At 70.3% G+C, this 16,844-nt stretch carries 10 protein-coding genes, 1 tRNA gene and 1 pseudogene; 8 read left to right on the plus strand and 4 right to left on the minus strand.

Annotated elements, in window-relative coordinates:
* Nucleotides 1–658 precede the first annotated feature (658 nt).
* The 4 genes from OHA72_RS03580 to OHA72_RS03595 all read left to right on the plus strand — a co-directional run bounded on the left by OHA72_RS03580 (nt 659) and on the right by OHA72_RS03595 (nt 12,102).
* A complete protein-coding gene (locus OHA72_RS03580; protein ID WP_327011444.1) occupies nt 659–1,564 on the plus strand; it encodes a hypothetical protein in 906 nt (301 codons plus the stop codon).
* Between the two features lie 686 nt (nt 1,565–2,250).
* Nucleotides 2,251–3,780: a ComEC/Rec2 family competence protein gene (locus tag OHA72_RS03585; RefSeq protein WP_327006427.1), complete on the plus strand. Its 1,530-nt coding sequence runs from the start codon at nt 2,251–2,253 to the stop codon at nt 3,778–3,780.
* 13 nt (nt 3,781–3,793) lie between these two features.
* Complete coding sequence (locus tag OHA72_RS03590; RefSeq protein ID WP_327006428.1) at nt 3,794–5,119, plus strand: hypothetical protein; 1,326 nt, start codon at nt 3,794–3,796, stop codon at nt 5,117–5,119.
* Between the two features lie 11 nt (nt 5,120–5,130).
* Complete coding sequence (locus OHA72_RS03595) at nt 5,131–12,102, plus strand: hypothetical protein (protein WP_327006429.1); 6,972 nt, start codon at nt 5,131–5,133, stop codon at nt 12,100–12,102.
* Here the strand turns inward: OHA72_RS03595 and OHA72_RS03600 are convergent.
* A complete protein-coding gene (locus OHA72_RS03600; protein WP_327006430.1) occupies nt 12,059–12,283 on the minus strand; it encodes a prolyl oligopeptidase family serine peptidase in 225 nt (74 codons plus the stop codon). The genes OHA72_RS03595 and OHA72_RS03600 overlap by 44 nt on opposite strands.
* Here OHA72_RS03600 and OHA72_RS03605 point away from each other — a divergent pair.
* Nucleotides 12,282–12,608, plus strand: coding sequence for a hypothetical protein (locus tag OHA72_RS03605; RefSeq protein ID WP_327006431.1), 327 nt, complete (start codon nt 12,282–12,284; stop codon nt 12,606–12,608). The two genes, OHA72_RS03600 and OHA72_RS03605, sit on opposite strands and share 2 nt — an antisense overlap.
* On the plus strand, nt 12,605–13,183 hold the full coding sequence (locus OHA72_RS03610) for an HD domain-containing protein (RefSeq protein ID WP_327006432.1): 579 nt from the start codon (nt 12,605–12,607) through the stop codon (nt 13,181–13,183). The genes OHA72_RS03605 and OHA72_RS03610 overlap by 4 nt, the downstream gene beginning before the upstream one ends.
* Nucleotides 13,184–13,388: 205 nt before the next feature.
* Here the strand turns inward: OHA72_RS03610 and OHA72_RS03615 are convergent, their stop codons facing one another.
* Nucleotides 13,389–14,060: a group II intron maturase-specific domain-containing protein gene (locus tag OHA72_RS03615; RefSeq protein WP_327006433.1), complete on the minus strand. Its 672-nt coding sequence runs from the start codon at nt 14,058–14,060 to the stop codon at nt 13,389–13,391.
* Between the two features lie 250 nt (nt 14,061–14,310).
* Here OHA72_RS03615 and OHA72_RS03620 point away from each other — a divergent pair, with 250 nt between their 5' ends.
* Both OHA72_RS03620 and OHA72_RS64520 read left to right on the plus strand, forming a co-directional pair.
* Nucleotides 14,311–14,598, plus strand: coding sequence for a DUF6308 family protein (locus OHA72_RS03620; protein ID WP_327006434.1), 288 nt, complete (start codon nt 14,311–14,313; stop codon nt 14,596–14,598).
* A 327-nt stretch (nt 14,599–14,925) separates the two neighbouring features.
* A pseudogene (locus tag OHA72_RS64520) lies at nt 14,926–15,453 on the plus strand (recombinase family protein); the annotation flags it as partial.
* 565 nt (nt 15,454–16,018) lie between these two features.
* On the opposite strand, the gene OHA72_RS03630 reads toward OHA72_RS64520, so the two are convergent.
* Together OHA72_RS03630 and sepX are read right to left on the minus strand one after the other, a co-directional pair.
* Nucleotides 16,019–16,095, minus strand: a tRNA-Ala gene (locus tag OHA72_RS03630).
* 64 nt (nt 16,096–16,159) lie between these two features.
* A complete protein-coding gene (sepX, locus tag OHA72_RS03635; RefSeq protein ID WP_327006436.1) occupies nt 16,160–16,837 on the minus strand; it encodes a divisome protein SepX/GlpR in 678 nt (225 codons plus the stop codon).
* Nucleotides 16,838–16,844 lie beyond the last annotated feature (7 nt).

The raw sequence follows: 16,844 nt of genomic DNA on the forward strand, positions 1-16,844 counted from the left end.
TCCGGGCGACAAGCGTCCTGGTGCATCCGCCCTGGTCCTGGCACTGGTCACTCTGCGCAGCAAGTCCCCGAGGCGGCAGCTCGAGGACTTTTCCGTGCCTGTCCACGTGCGTCCGTCCAGCTTGGTGAACATCCGAGCAACCACGGAGCAACTACGATCGCAGTACTGCTGGGGCCGTGCACGACGGGTCGAGGTTCCTGGCTGGCCCCGCGCACACCCGGTCCTCTGGACCAGCAAACGGGTCGAGCAGTGGTAGCGGCACGGCACCCAGGAGAGGGTTGCCGTCTGGACCGCTGAGTACCTCGCGACGTTCCTGAACCGGGTTGCTGCCGACTGGCTCTACGCGCTGTGGTGGCTTGTCGCGCCATGCCCGCCGCCACCGACAGCACCGGGCTGCTGCCGCCGGTCGCGCCGCAGTCGCCCTCGACCCTGTACCCGACCGTGAACAACCGGTCGGTCACCGGCGACTTCGACAACGACGGCCGCTCCGACGTCGCGATCCTCAAGCAGGGTCAACAGCAACGTCGAGCTGACCGTCCAGCAGTCCGACGGCAACGCGCTGCTCGGCACCACGACACTGCAGACGCTGACGGGCTGGTCGGTCGGCAACATCAAGCTCCTCGCCAGCGACGTCAACGGCGACAGCCGCGACGACCTGATCGCCAACTACCTCGTCTCGTCCACGAGCTGGGACATGCGGGTCCTCCTGGCCACCGGGTCGCCCGGCACCATCACGTTCGCGGGACCGATCACCTGGTGGACCAACACCGCCTCGGAGTTCAGCCGGATCAAGCTCGTCGCCGGTGACTTCAACCTCGACGGCCGCGCCGACGTCGTCGAGTTCTACGACTACGGCGGCGAGCGGACCGCCATCTTCATGCACTACGCGAGCGGCACCGGCTTCCCCGGCGGCACCCAGCAGTGGGACTCCGGCGCCGGCAACTGGGCCTGGAGCCACGGCAAATACGTGGTCGGCGACTTCTCCGGCGACGGCCGCCCGGACATCGCCGTCCTCTACGACTACAACAACTCGCAGGTGAGCCTGCTCGTCTTCCCGGCCAACGCCAGCGGCAGCTTCGCCGGCGGCTGGCAGTCCTGGTGGGGGGCCGGCGCCGCCTGGCGCTGGAACTTCGACGCGACCGAGGCCGTCCCCGGTGACATCAACGCCGACGGACGCTCCGACATCTCCCTGGTGCACCACTGCTGCGGCGCCCTGCAGCCCGACCAACCTGGCCGGGCAGGTGACCCTGCAGGTCAGCGGCGGCGGGCAGTATCTGGTGCGGTTCGCGCACACCAGCGACCGCTGCATCGGCGTCTGGGCGGCCCGCTGGGCAACACGCCACCGATCTCGCAGACCAGCTGCGGCTACGGCTGGAACCCGATGCTGCTCAAGTACGAGTCCGGCGGCATCGGCGGCATCGACGCGACGGTCAGCATCCGCCCGATGTACAGCGGCTACGTGCTCGACGTCTCCGGCTACGGCACGGCGGACGGTTCGCTGATCTGGCAGTACCAGTGGCTGAATGGCACCAACCAGAAGTTCACGCTGCGCCCGGTGACCTGACCGGCCCGGTTGGAGGGAGCCCGGTGCCACCTCGGCACCGGGCTCGCCGGCTGTCAGCGGCGAGCCGTCGTGACACCCAGCGCCGCCGTGCGGCCGGAAGGTCTGCGTTGTGGGCCACCGCGCCACCGCGCAGTCGCGCAGTCGGGCAGCCGGCGTCGTGGGACCTGGCGCCGCCGCACGGTCGCGCCGCCGGAAGTCTGGGTCATGGGGTGCAGAAGCCGCCGCTCGATCTGCCGCCACGCAGCCGGAACGTCCCACGTCGTGGAGACCTGCCGCCGCGCGTTCGGAAGGTCTACGTCGTGGGACCTGACGCCGCCGCACAGTCGCGCAGCCGGAAGACCAACGTCGTGGGGCCTGGCGGCGCCGCGTGGCCGGGCAGTCCGAAGGTCTGCGTCGTGGGAGCTGGCGCCGCCGCGTGGTCGCAGGTCTGGGTCGTGGTGTTGCGGAAGCCGCCGCTCGATCTGCTGTCGACTATTTTGGGATTGCTCGTCGTGGGGTGTTCTGTCCGTTTCGGCCGTGGGTGGGGGGATAATTTTTGGCAAGGTCGTTGTGATACGTGATATTCACGATCAACTTCGTGCGGGGCGGGTGGTGGTGGGGGCGGGGTTTGCGACTGTAGAGTCGCGATCACCGATTTCTTGGGGATTCGTGGCTTAGGCCGCGGCGGAGCGAGGCGGCACCTGGTCATGTCTCATGCCTATCTGGAAATTCATGTGCTCAACGTCAGTCAGGGCGATTCGGTGCTCATCATCAACCGGAACCTGGACAAGGTTAAGGCGAGAATCGCCAGTGCGAAGAAGGCCAACCCCACACTGACCCCACCGATCGAGCCCATCGACTGGGTGCCGTATGCCATTTCACAAAATATCAACCTGACCAATACGGTCAAGAAGGCACTGCTCATCGACGGGGGCACTGACGGTTACGGCGGCAACGTGCTCGCCTATCTCCTCGCCCACGGCGCCATCAACCCGGAACTCGAGCATCAGCCGCTGCTATCCGTCATGATATCCCACTACCATGCCGACCACATGGACGGCCTGAAGAGCATCGTCGCCAAGCTCAATCCGGCGGGGAAGGGACTCCTGCCCCTCTACCGGCCGGCGGTCATCTATCAGCCCGTATTCGACGGGATGAAGGCGGCCGCCGGGTTCGTCGACCTGGAGAAGTACTTCGAGATCGCCGCGACCGGAAAAGCGGCCACCCGCGGCAAATCGACGAAGCTGGTCTGGGTCTATCCGGGTGGTCTCACGTCGATGCCCCAGCGCATCCAGGTTGGCAGCGAAATCGTCAAGCAAGGCGGCGAATCCTTGGTCATCGACCTGGGCAAAACCCCCGACGATCTGCCGATCACGTTCACGGTCATCGCCGCCGGCCAGAGCGTGTCCGGCCAGGAAAACTACACCGACGTCGCCTCGAAATCCGCAGCGATCGACCAGAACGACCGCTCCATCGTGGGCGTGCTGGAGCACGGTTCCTTCCGAGCCTTCTTCGGGGGCGACATCGCGGGTACCGGCGGCGACAGCGGCGGCAACTTCGGCGACCAGCACATGAACACCAAGCTCCTGCCGTACGAAGGCAACAAGAAGTCGTTCACCTCGCACGCCAACCTCGAGACACCCGTCCGCGAGGCCATGGAGCAGCGCTTCCCCAAGACCTGGATGGCGCAGGCCGGCCGGCCGAAGTTCCGGCACGCTGGCTACGTCACGCTGATGAAGGCCAACCACCACGGCAGCAATTCCAGCAACGACGTGCATCTGCTCGCGCAGCTCAGGCCCACCCTGTTCGCCGTGAGCTGCGGGTTCCGGACGAACTTCCACGGCCACCCCACGCAGCAGGTCATCAACCGGCTGGCGAGCGCCCAATGGAGTCAGGCGGGAAGCAGCGAGCCGGTCAAGAACACCATTCAGCAGGTGTACTACACCGAAGTGCTGGACGTCATCGACAAGGATGACAAGAAAAAGACGATCGAACAGTTCGGCGTGCACCTGCGCGGCGGCAAAATCCTGGGCTGCATCGTCATCCGGCCGGTGCACGAGTCGCTGGTGAAAATCCAGCAGGCGCCGAACTTCGGCCAAGAGCTGGCCGTCCAGGTCTACGGCAACGCTGGCTTCTCCGACGTTCCCGCCGCCAAGGCGCTGCTGCCCCCGGCCCATCCGCCGCAGTACGGCCATATCTATCCGCTCGGCCCCTGGTACCACACCGACCTCCACTGAAGCGCGAGCCCTCATGACACTCAAGGCTTTCCAGCGGTCCGACGGGCGGTGGGCGTTGCAGGGGGTGACCAACGATCCCTCCGCCCCCGGCCTTCTCGGCCGGAAGTACTTCCACGTCGGCCCGCACTGGTTCGGGGTGGACGACAGTTTCACCGATGCGGTGAGCGTCCGGGCATATTTCGATCCGGTCGAGTACCGCGCCATGTTCCAGGTGGACCCGGCACGGTTCGATTTCATCGGCTATACGCAGTGCGCGCAGCTGTCCTTCTGCGGCATGCCCGTGCCGCCGCAGGTCTACGGCGGCCGGCTGGCCGACCGGGAGCCGTACGTCTTCTCTCCGGTGCAGCACTTCCTCGACTTCATGGGCCCGTCCGACTCCCTCGCCGCGAGGGTCGGGCTGCCGCTCTATCCGTTCAACAGCCGCTTGTTCGGCCTCAAGAACGAGGACCTGTTCAGCGACCTGGTGCCGAACGGCGCGCTGTGGTCGCCGGCTCCACACGGCGATCGCCAGTCGCTTGTCGCGTCGCTGGCCGCCAACGTGGCACCGGGCCTGGTCACCCGGGACCGGCTCGGCGAGGCGGTCGCGGGCCTTCCAGAGCTGGCGAGGATCACGCCGAAGGGGGAGCTGACGCTCGAGTATCCGGCCTATCAGATCGCCCTGGAAGCTCTGAGCAACGTCCCGCTGAAAGGCAGCACGGTTCCCTGGCTCAACGGACTGAAGCCCGCTCAGGTCGAGGCCGAGCTCATCGGCGAGCTGGTGGTGCTGACCCTGCCGGACCCGGAGGAACTCGGCGACGCGCTCGTGGTGCACACCGACAGGGGCCCGGCCGGGGAGCCCGTCGTCGTGGTGCGGGTCCTGCCGGCCTACGACTTGACCGTCCTCAAGACGGACACCGGCAACGACCTGCTGTGGAGAATCCAGGGCCACGCCGACCGGACCGGTATGAGGCTGCCCTACCCGCCGGCGCGGCGGGGCTGGGGCACGAGCGGGCTCCACTCCCCGCCGTTTCGCCCGCCCGCCGAGCACTATCCGCTCCAGCTCCGGTACTGGACCGCCACGATCGGCGTCAGCGGCGGCGGCTCCCGGGTGCTCAGTTGCTTCACCTGGGCGTTGCTGTTCCAGTACGAGGAGATCGGCGGCCGGTTCATCGCGTCCGCACTCGACGAGCCACAAATGGTGGACGGATTCGACTGGCACGCGGCCGTGACCGGGCTGCACAAGGCGCAGCACACCTCGCCCGGCGCCGTCATCGACCCCACGAACTTCACCGCGGCCGCGCTGTGGCGGCAGCCCTACACCGGCGGCCCGAAGTTGCAGTTCCCGAGCGACCGGCAGTGAAAGGGACCACCTTGTCCGGATCAGACGAACCCCGGCCCGCCGACATCCTGGCGGCGCTGCACACCCGGCTGCTGGCCGCCCGCACGGGTCCGGACCTGTACCGGATCGACGGCACCGTGCTGCCCGGGCCGGCGTTCGCGGTGCTCGCGGCCGCGCTCAGCCAAGGACCGGAGACCGCGCTGACGGTGACGGCGGTGGACGAGCCCGTCCTGACCGAGGATGCCGTGTTGCTCAGCGGTACCTCGCCGCTGCTGACCGGCCTGCCCGAGACCGCGGTGACGGTGGTGTTCACGGTGTCTCCGGCCGGTGACCTCGACGCCACCTGGACGTCCCGGCCGCCCGCGTCGTGGGATCTCGGCCGGACGTTCCCCACGCTTGCCGCATCGCCGATGGCGTATCTGCCGATGCGCGAGCCGCGGTTCATCGCGGCCACCCGCCCCCACGATGACGGTGACGTGTTCTTCCCCGTGCCGGCCGGGCTGAGCTTCCAGGCGACGCTGCGGGTGCGTGAGGATCTGCGCCCGGCCTACCGCGACGACGAGCCCGCCCGAGCCGTCCGGTTCGGCGGTCCGGTCGAGGTCGCCGAGGACAGCGGCGACAGCGGGCCGCGGCTGTCGTGGACCGGCGAGTCCGCCCTGCGCGCGCTGAGTCTCGCCCGGACCGGCCAGGACCCAATCGCGATCCGCGACGCCGTCCTCGGGTTTTCCGGAACGCCGTTCGCCGGAGTGGAAGGCAGTGCGGGGGCGGACGTTTCGGGCACCGTGACCCTGGACGGCGGTGTCTTCGCGTGCGTGGCGAACCTGCCAACCGCGGTGTCCCCCGGCGTGACGCTGCGGCTGACCGGTGGCGATGCAAAACAGTCGGCCGACGCGGTCCTGCGGGCCTGCGGGGTGGCCGACGTGCTCGGCACGGACCTGCCACGGTCGCTGCTCGACCTGGCGGGCGCCGAGATCACCGGATTCGAGGTCCGGGTCTCGCCGGCCGGCGACGGGCCGGCCCGGACCCGGGTGACGATCGGCTTCCCCGGCACATGGGCGCCCGTGCCCGGCCTGATCGCGGTCGGCGACGTCGAGCTCGAGGTGAACGTGACCCGCGCGGCGGGCTACGGGCCCGAGGTCGTGACCGGGTACGGCGTCGAGGTCCGGGGCCGCATCGACCTGGGCAGAACCCGCTACGCCGTGCGGGCCGCGATGCCACAGGCGGGACCGTGGGCCGTGGAGATCCTCGACGCGGGACCGGTAGACGCGGGGCCGGCACCGACCCTGCCGGAGCTGGCCGGGTTCGCCGGTTTTGACCACGTCCAGGTGCTCGCGGCACTGCCCGGCGCGCTCGTGGACCTGACCGAGGCGATCACCGTCAGCCGGGTGCGGCTGCTCGTGGACCCGGTGGCCCAGAGCCTGGTCCGGGTCGACTGCACGCTGACGCAGAGCCGGGACTGGCCGGTGGTCGACGGGGCGGTCACGGTGACCGGCGGCCGTGTCGACGTCCAGATCGACCGGCGCCCGGACGGCGGCTGGACGACCTCCGGCGTGCTACGCGGCAGCGTCCGACTCGGCGACGGCGACGGCGCGCTGACGTTCGAGGCCGTCATGTCGGTGCCCGTGCGCGACGGTGAGCTGTGGACGCTGGCCCTGGACGAGACCACCCCGCTGCGGCTGCCGTCCATGGCCCAGGCGCTGGCGCTGCTCGGCGGCGGCGACGTGGACCTCCCGGACGGGCTGGCCTCGATGCAGGGCCTGGTCATCACGCGCTTCGCGATCGGCGTGGATCCCACGCAGTACACCATCGGGCATCTCAGTCTTGCCTTCGAGCAGGCCGGCACCAGCTGGGTGGTCATCGAGGACGGGCTGGAGGTCAGCGACCTCTCCGCCGCGTTCGTCGTCGATCCCACGACCACCCCGATGAGTGTCGTGGGCTCCATCACGGGGACGGCGACGCTGAGCGGCCGGCCCGTCGACGTCTCGGCGATCCGTAACGACGTCGACGACGACTGGCAGCTCCTCGTCGCGTTCGCCAAGCCCGTCCACGTCGGGGGTTTCGGCGACCTGGACGCCTGGCTGGCCGGCGACCGGGCGCGGGACGCGCTGCCGCCGACGCTGCCGGCGGCCGGCGGTTTCACCCTCAGCCGGCTGTACCTGACCTTCCGCAACGGCGGTCTCGCCCTGTTCGGCTTCACGATCCACGCGCCCGGCCAGTGGGCGATCGTCCCCGGCCGGCTGGCGCTGGAGGATGCGGAGGTGACCCTGCAGCTGCCGTACCCGGTGGTGGCGGACGGCGTGCTGGGCGTCGCCTCCGGAGTGCTGGCGATCGGCGCGGCCCGCCTGCGGCTCGCCGCCCGCAAGCCGGACGCGGGCCATCCGTGGGTGTTCACCGCCGACCTGGACGAGGACCGGACGTTCGACCTGGCCGACGTGTCCCCGGCCGCGCTGCCGCCGGACGCCCGTCAACTGGGCGTGCCCGCGGCCATCACGCTGCACCGGCTCAACGTCCGCGGCGTCCCCGACACTGGCGCGCTGCACTTCGATGCCCGCGCCGCCACGGACTGGTCGCTGTCGTTCGGCGCCACGCGCTTCGCGCTGACCGCCATCGGCGCCACGGTGGACATCCCCGATCGGGATTCCCCCACCACAGCGACCCTGACCGGCGACATCGACCTCGCCGGCCTGCGCGCCCGCCTGACGATGCAGCTGGGCGCCTCCCAGACCGTGCTGACCGGCACTCTGACCGCACAGGAGGCCGCGGCGGTGTCCATCGGCCGGCTGACCCAGGAGGTCGGCGGGCGCGCCGGCTGGACGGCCGCGGCCCCGCCGGCCATCGCGTCGCTGGGCTTCTCCGGCGCGGCCGCCTACCTGAACCTGTCCACCGCCCGGCTCATGCTCTACGGACGGTTCGGCGAGGGCACCGCGCTGGCCGCGGACGCGTTCCTGTACCTCGCACGGGGCCCGAAGCGGATGGCGTACGCGGTCGCGCTGTCGCTGGGACCCGCCTTCCGGTTCGACACGCTGCTGCCCGCCGCCTGGGGCGTCGACGACCACCTGCGCGTGACCCGCGCCCGGGCCGTGATCTGCGACCTCGCCGATACGACCCTGGGCGAGCTCGCCCGGGAGGCCGGCGAGCTGCTGGCCGACGCCGACCCGGCCTTCCCCGCACCGCTGGCCGGCCTCGACGCCGAGTCGATGACGCTCGGCACCGGCTTCTCGCTCGTCGCGAGCGTCGACCTCACCCGGGCGACGCTGTTCTCCCGGCTGGCGCAGATCGGCACCGCCGGCGCCCCGGCGACGCTGACCGTCGCCGCGCTCGTCGACCGCGCCGAACCGGACCGGACGGTCTTCACCGCCGACCTGCCCGACATCACGATCGCCGGGACCGTCCGCCTCACCCACGACGACGCGCATCCGGGTATCCACCTGAGCTACCGGCCCGCGCGGGCCGACCGGTTCGCCCTGCACGGCCGCGTCGAGTTGCTGGCGCTCTTCGGCCGCACCTACCGCTTCGACGTGGAGCTCACCGTCGATGACGCCGGGCTGACGACGTCCGTCCAGCAGCGCGGCACCCAGGATCTCGACGAGCCGTTCGGGCTGCCGGGCCTTCGCCTCACCGGTGTGGGGCTCGACGTCGCCTACCGGTGGGCGCCGCCGGCGACCTCGTCGATCGGCCTGCGGGGCCGCGTGCTGCTCGGGCCGGCCCCGCACTCCGGCGAGGCCGACAACCGGCTCGACTGCGCCGCCGAGCTGGCCCTGCACGACGGCGCCCCCGTCCTGCTCGACATCGCCCTGGCCCGGGACTGGTCGCTGGGTGCGTTTCTCGCCCAGTGCCTCACCGGGTCCGCGGCGGCGTGGCCGGGCGACTTCGTCGAGATCCGGCTGCGGGCCGGGACCCGGCTCTACTACTACGACGAGGCCCCCGACCCGGGCCGCCGCTACGCGCCGGGGCACCACGACGGCTTCCACCTCGACGCGCGGCTGACCCTGACGCTCTTCACCGAGATCGACCTGCACGCCGTGGTGTCCGTGCTGCGCGATCCGGCGACCCGGCGGTTCAACCGGATCAGCGGCTCGGCCGTCCTGGACCATCCCCTCGACGCCGGTTTCCTGTCCCTGGCCGGCTCGGCGAAGCCGGCCGGCAGCGCCACCTACACCGGCGGCCCGGCGCTCAGCGTCGAGACCGGCCCGGCGGCCGCGATCCGGCTGGCCACCGGGGTCAACTTCCTCGGCGAGGCGTTCGGCGTCGTGGACGTCGCCGTCACCAGTGGCGCGCACGGCAGCCGGAGCTTCCACGGCCGGTTGCGGGCCGCCAAGAGCCTCGCCCCGTTCGGGGTGCTGGACTGCGGGTTCCGGTACACCGTGCGGCCCGGCCCGGCCGGGGGGACGTTCGCGATCGAGCAGTGGCCGGCGTTCGACTGGGCCGGGCCCCTCATCGACTTCATCACCGCGATCAAGGACATGGCCACCAGCACGACGTGCGGCGTGCTGACCAAGCTGGTGGCGAACACGCCCTTCACCACCACGCTCACCCTCAACCCGGTGGTCGGCCTGGTCGATGACCACCTGCGGTTCACGCTGCAGGGCCGGTACGCGCTGACCCTGACCAAGTCCGGGGTCGAGTTCCTCGGCGCGGACTTCCCCACCTTCGACGTCGACATCCCCGTCGCCACCCGCTGGGACGACCTGCCCTCGACGCTGGCGGCGGGCATCGGCCGGGCCTCGTCACAGTTCGCCGCCGCGATGATGCGCAACCCGGTGAAGATCGCGATCTTCCTCGCCGTGGTCGTCGGCCCGGACGCCCTGGAGGTCGTGAAGGTCCTGCTGTGCAACGAGCTGGTCGACGCCATCGCGGTGACCTGCGTCGAGGTGGCGCTCACCGTGCTGACCACGCTGCTGGCCGGCAGCGGGGTCCTCGCCGCCGCGGCGATCGCGATCCTGCTCGCCGCGGTGACCGCCGCCGCGGGCGGGAGCAAGCCGGACGAGGGCGACGGCCCGCCGCCCGGCACGCCCATGCTGCACGCGACCGCGTTCACCGACGGCGCGGTCACGGCGGTGTGGTCGGCCGCCGACCGCAGCGCCAGCTACACCCTCGGCGTCTTCGGGGCCGGGCGGCTGCTCCACAGCGCCGAGGTGGGACTACTGCTGTCCGGGCGCGTCCCCGTCGACGCCGACGCGCTCGCGGCCGGGCACTACGAGGTCAGGGTCCAGGCCACCCGGAACAAGCTGCACGGCGGCTGGTCGGCGCCGCTGACCCTGACCAAACCGGCCGCGCCGGCGGTGAGCCTGGCCTACGACCACCCCTGGCTGACCGCCGCCGCGACGGCCGTCGCCGACGTCGACACCTACACGTTCCGGTTTACCGATCCGCACGGCGCCCGGATCGGCGCCGACGAGCAGGTCCGCTCGGCGTACCCGAACACCTGCGCCACCCGGGCCCCGGTGCCCGCACCGGTCGACGGCGCCTACACCGCGACGGTCCGCGTCACGCACGCCGGGCAGTTCCCCGGCGCGTGGAGCGCCCCCGCGACCCACGTCATGAGCAACCCGCCGGCGCCCCGGATCACCTCGGTCACGCAGGAGGACGGGGCGTTCGACATCGGCTGGCTCGGCGACGGCAGGTTCGACGTGCGGATCGGCGCCCCGGACGGCGCCCTCGCGACCGCGGCCACGGCGGGCCACCGAATCACCCTGACGCCGGGCGGGAGGATCCCCAGCGGCACCACCTGTGACGTCCAGGTCCGGTCCCTGACCGCGCACGGCGTCAGCGCCTGGGCCACCACGCCGTTCCGGTACGTCCACGTGCCCGCGCCATCGGCCGCCGGCCTGGCCGAGCACGCGGGCTCGCTCGCCGCGACGTGGTCACCCGTCCACGTGCCGGGCGAGCCCGGGCCCACCTACACCGTCGAGCTGCTGGAAAGCACGACGCCGGACCCGGTCGGCCGCACCGACGGCAGCACCGCCGCCGCCACCACGATCGGCCGGGCCGACGGCCGGGCGCCGATCCAGCGGACCGAGTACGCCGTCATGGTCCAGGCGCGGATCGGCGGCAACCGCAGCGCCTGGACGGGATCCCCGGGACTGCTCGTGATCACCCTGGGGACGGTGTCCAACCCGCACGTCATGATCGACGGCAACGCGATCACGGTGGGCTGGTCGGGCGCCGCGCACGTCCAGTGGGACGGCGAGCGCCTCAACCTCGTCTGGGCCAACGGCGTCCTCCCGCCCGGCACCCTGCAGCCGCTGCGGTATGAGCTGGTGCTCGACTGCGACGGTCACGAGGTCGCCCGGATCGAGAAGGCCTCCACCACCTTCCTGACCATCGAGCGCGCCGACGGCCGGGGACCGCTGCCCGGCGAACGCTACTCGGCCCGGGTCCGGCTGGTGGCGCCCCGCCACTTCGGCGCGTGGGTGGAGGCGCCCGCGTTCACGGTCCCGGACCAGGTCCACGGCGTGGCCGCCAAGCCGGACCCGCTCACCGTGACGTGGGCGCCGTCCACGGCCGACGGCGTCGCCTACCAGGTCCGGACCGACATCGTCACCGCTGGCTCGGCCCCGCGCCCGGCCGGCTGGCAGCCCGTGACGACCACGGCGCAGCACAGCCCCGCCAACATCGACACGACCGGCTGGCCGAGCGGCCTGTTCACCGTCCAGGTCCGGGCGGTCGCCCACCACGGCACGGTGACCGGGCCGTGGTCGGTGCCGGTGGCCGTGCTGCTGATCCAGCGGCCGGCGATGGTCTCGGCGACCGTCGAGGCCGGCGTCTTCAGCGCGAGTTGGATCGCCAGTGCCGGCGCCCAGGGCTACCTGCTGGAGCTCCTGGACGGCGACCGCGTCGTCGCGTCGGCCGCCGGCACGGGGCGGCCCCCGGCGACCCGGAACACCATCGAACACCCCGACGACGGGGCGGCCTACCGGATGCGGGTGGCGGCCCGGGTGGGCATGCACGCCTCGCTCTTCAGCGATCCGGTGCCCGTCGAACGCCGGCGTCCCGGGTGGTGACGCGCCAGAGGTACTCCAGGGTGAGCGCCCACAGGACGGCGGCCTGCTCGTTGTCCGCGGCGGCGCCGTGGCCGCCCTCGGTGTTCTCGTAGTAGGAGACGTCGTGGCCCTGCTCGCGCAGCAGGGCCACCATCTTGCGGGCGTGCCCGGGGTGGACGCGGTCGTCGCGGGTCGAAGTCATGAACAGCACCGGCGGGTACGCCCGGCCGGCCTCGACGTTGTGGTACGGCGAATTGTCATGGCGTGGCGGACGGCTCCTGCGTCACCTGGTCGAGCGACTGGAGGCGGACCATCCGTTCGTCGACCTGAACGTACACAGCCTGTGGGCGCTGCTGACCGCTCGACAGCGCTTGGCGCACGACGAGCCTCACCTCGGCACCGACCTGCTGCGGCGTGCAGTCGATGTGCTCGACGCCGACGCGGTATCCCCGCAATCTCGCCGCGAGCTAACGTCCATCCTCTACGGACTCCGAATGAGTGGGGTCCGGGAGCCAGGGACGGGATGATGACCGAAACCGACGCAGCTGGCGCGATGCGCTTCATCGTCGAGGTCGGCATGCTCAAACGCGCCAAGCGCACCGGCTGGTGGATCGCCGGGATCAGCGAACCCGAGTCCATCGCCGATCACTCATTCCGGACAGCGATCACCGGGACCGTGCTCGCGGCGATGGAAGGCGTCGACGCCGCCCGCGTTGCCCTCATGTGCGTCCTGCACGACACGCAGGAGACGAGGGTCGGAGACATCTCGCGCATCGGCAAGCGGTACGTTAAGACCGCTGACAACCCGAGCGTCACCGCCGACCAGGTCGCGGCCTGCCCGTCACCGGTCGCGGACACGATCACCTCCGCGGTGGCGGAGTACGAGGCCGGCACCACCGCCGAGGCGATCGTGGCACGCGACGCCGACAAGCTGGAATGCCTGGTGCAGGCCGTCGAGTACCAACGCCAGGGCGTCACCACTGTCCAGTCATGGATCGACAACTGCCGGGCCGCCCTGAAGACGGACTCCGCCCACCGCCTCGCCGACGCCGCGATCGCCGGCGACCCCGTGGCCTGGCTGACCGCCGGGCAGAACGACTGAGACCGCCAAAAGCATGCCGTCAGGACAGCTTACTCAGTGTGACGATCACCGTCGGGTGGCAGTACCCGACCGGCGGCAGGTCCGTAAACCAAGAGCTTCGGCCGAAGATGAAGGAGAATTAGCCAGGTAGCCCCGACGCATTGCTGCGCCGGGGCCCCTTCAGGACCGTGCATGCGCGTTCCCACGCACACGGCCCAAGCAAGCCCTAACGGCTGTGCAGGTGTTCAGAGGTTCCGTTCCTCCTGGTGGCGCCGGTGTTGCTGCGGCGTTGGCAGGCGGAGTGCACGAGACGGATACGAGCGTCGTCGGGCTTGTCCGGGTTCGGTGTGGCGGCCAGGTTGTGTCTGGAGATTGCCTTTCGGATCCCGGTGAGCCACTGCTCCCACTCGCGGGGGCAGTTGGGTTCACGATCGGCGTAGAGCAAGGTGTCCCCGCACAGCGGGCAGCGACCACCCTGGGTCCGGATTGGACGCAGGGTGGTGCGGTCCAGCGGGGGTGGGGCCTTGCGGCGCCGATCGGCCCAGTATTGGGCCAGGGCGGGGTCATCCGGGGATGCCCGGCCTGGGACCAACTGGTGCCGGACGATCTTCGTCCAGGCGAATCGCGGTAGGTGGGCGCCGCTGGCGCGGTCGCCGAATACCCACCGGTCAGCTCTGGCGGGGTTGAAGCGGCCGAAGTACCGGCGGGTGATCCAGGTCTTCGGCTTGTTCGCGTGGCTGTATTTCGCCCACTTGTAGGTGAGTCTCCACATGTGACTGTCCAAAGTGGCGAAGATCCTCTTGGACACCACACCCCGGTAGTAGGCTGCCCATCCCCGGACGATCGGGACGATCGTTGCCAGAACCGCGGGAGCGTTCGAGCCACGCAGGATGCGCATCTCGGTGGACAGTCTGCTACGAATCCGTTTGACGGCGGTCTTGCTGGGTTTGATCAGCAGTTTCTTTTGGTAACGGCGGACATTGAATCCCAGGAAGTCGAACCCGCTGTCCAGCTACGTCTTCGACATCAGTCGAACCTCCACGACCAGCTCACTCACAACGTGCGACCTCGTGTCGCAACCTGCATATCAAGCAGATCCGTGCATCCATGACGACGGTCCGCGCACCCGGGGCCGGTAGCATGCGGCGATGACAGAAAAGCTGATCGACATTGCTGACCGTGAAGGCGTGGACCATCTCGAGGCGTATTTCGCTCCGAGTGCGTACACCGGACAGTGGTTCGAGACTTTCGCAGGTGGCGGCGACCGGGCCGAGACGCGGGATCGGATAACTGCGGAGGACCTGTACGCGGTGCAGGCACTCAAAGTGCAGGTTCCGTTCGCCGTGGGCAGAGAAATACTCGAGGGACAACGCCGCGTCGCCCGGGAAGGTCGACACACGGCTGGCGTACGGCAAGGCAGATCAATCGCCAGATGACGCAGTGGACACATTCGTGTGGTTGGCCACCTTGCCGGATGATGGGCCGACAGGCCAGCTCTTCCACAATCGGAAGACGATCCCCTGGTAAGCCCAGCAGACTGCGCCTTCTCCATCATGCCGCCTGGGTGAGACGTGCGCTTCGGCTACCGGCGCCTCCGAGCGGTACGGTCGGTCACGAGGCCATGCCGGGTGACGCGTTCACCACCACGGTCCACGCGCAGTTCTCCGCTCTCATTATCGATCCAATAGGTCTGACCGGAGCCGACGAAGGTCGGCTTTTGCAGGTAGAGCCACTCCATCATCATCGACCGCGTGAAGAGCGGCATGACCGCCAAGGCCAGCAAAGGCAAATGGGCCGGCGGCAGCCGACCCTACGGATACCGCATCCACCCCGACACCTCGCACCTCGTCCCAGACCCCGACGAAGCACCGATCCTGCGGGACATCTTCCGGCTCTACACCCACGACCGCCTCGGCACCCGCGCCATCGCCACCGAACTCAACAGCCGGGGCATCACCAACCGCACCGGACGCGCCTGGTCCGGTCAGACGATCAACCGGCTCCTGGACAACCCCGCATACACCGGCGACATCGCGTTCAACGACACCTACGTCCCCGACGCCCACGAAGCCATCGTCGACCGCGATACCTTCCATCGCGCCCAGCAGATCGCCGCAGGCCGCAACGACACCCACCACCGGCGGGGCGTGTCCAACAGCGACTACTACCTCACCGGCCTGATCACCTGCCCGGAGTGCGGCAACCGGTACGTCGGCACCTCCGCCACCGGACGCACCAGGCGCTACCGCTACTACACCTGCTTCACCAAAGCCCGTTACGGCAAGACCGCCAACTGCACCGCACCCAGGCTCCCCGCCGACGAAGTCGACGACCTCGTCCTCAACGCGCTGTACGACTTCTACGCCACCGCCGAGCCGGTCCTCACCGCCATGATCGACCGCGCTTGCGCCCAACAGGCCGCCACCGACACCAACCAACAGGCCGAACACACCACCGTGGCCCACCAGATCGCCACCACCGAGGCCGCCATCGCCCGGTATCACACCGCCTTCGAACAGGGCACGATGGACGACGCCACGGCCGGGCCACGCATCCGCGACCTGCGAAAACGCCTCGCCCACCTCCAGACACGGCTCGCTCAGCTCGAAGCCGAACTCAACGCGAATCCCGCCTCGCCGCCGCCCGCCACCATCACCGGCATCCGCGACTGCCTCGCAACGATCATGACCAGCGGCACCACCCTCGAACGCAAAGCCGCCATCGAAACCCTCGTCGCCGAAGTCCAACTCACCCACCAGGGAGTCATCCCCGTATTCAAGATTCCAACCCCAGACACGACGATGCCCCCGCCCGAAACGGACGAGGGCACTGACGAAATTCGCACAATGGTGCGACTGGTGGAGTTGAGGGGACTCGAACCCCTGACCCCCTCGATGCGAACGAGGTGCGCTACCAGACTGCGCCACAACCCCATCGGCCCGCCGGAGTGGGCCGGGGCCAAGAGTAGCAAATGGTGGAGAGGGGGCGCGAATCAGATCACTGACCTGACGCCCGCGTGTCGTAGGGGCGGCCGCGCAGGGAGCCGAGGGCGCCGAGGCGGGCGGCTTCGCGGCGGGCGCGGTCGCGTTCGGCGAGCTGTGCGGCGACGGCTTCGCGGCGCAGGGCGGCGCGGCGGAGCTGCTCGCGGCGGACCTGGGCCTGGCGGCGGGCGATCCACGCGGCGTAGTGGGCTTCGCGGCGCCGGCGGCGTTGCTCGGTGAGGGCGCGGTTGCGCAGGTGGGCGGTGTAGGCGACGAGGAGGGCGCCGGTGACGGCGAAGCCGACCCAGAAGCCGGTGCTGACGAGGGCGACGCCGCCGAGCTCGACGAGGTTGAGCAGGACGAGGGCGAGCAGGACGCGGCGGCGGCGGTACATGGCGCGGGGCGCGCGCGGCGGGCGGCGGCGCCGGGCGGTCGGCGGGACGACCCGCAGCGGGGGTGCGGACACGGGGCGGTGCACGACGGTGCGGGGTGGGTTGACGGGGCGGCGGCCGGGGATCGTCCGGCGGCGGCGGTCGCGACGCATCCCGGCACGGGTGAGCACCCGTGCGGTTGACAACGCCCGCTCCGCCACCAGCCGCTCTGTGGCGTCGTACCGGCGCACCAACGCGGGCGCCAGGGCTAGGAGCCCAGCAGCGGCAAGGACGGCGAGGAGCACCGAGGTCGGCACCCTCACGCCTCCT

The sequence above is a fragment of the Dactylosporangium sp. NBC_01737 genome, assembly GCF_035963215.1.
GTDB lineage: Bacteria > Actinomycetota > Actinomycetes > Mycobacteriales > Micromonosporaceae > Dactylosporangium.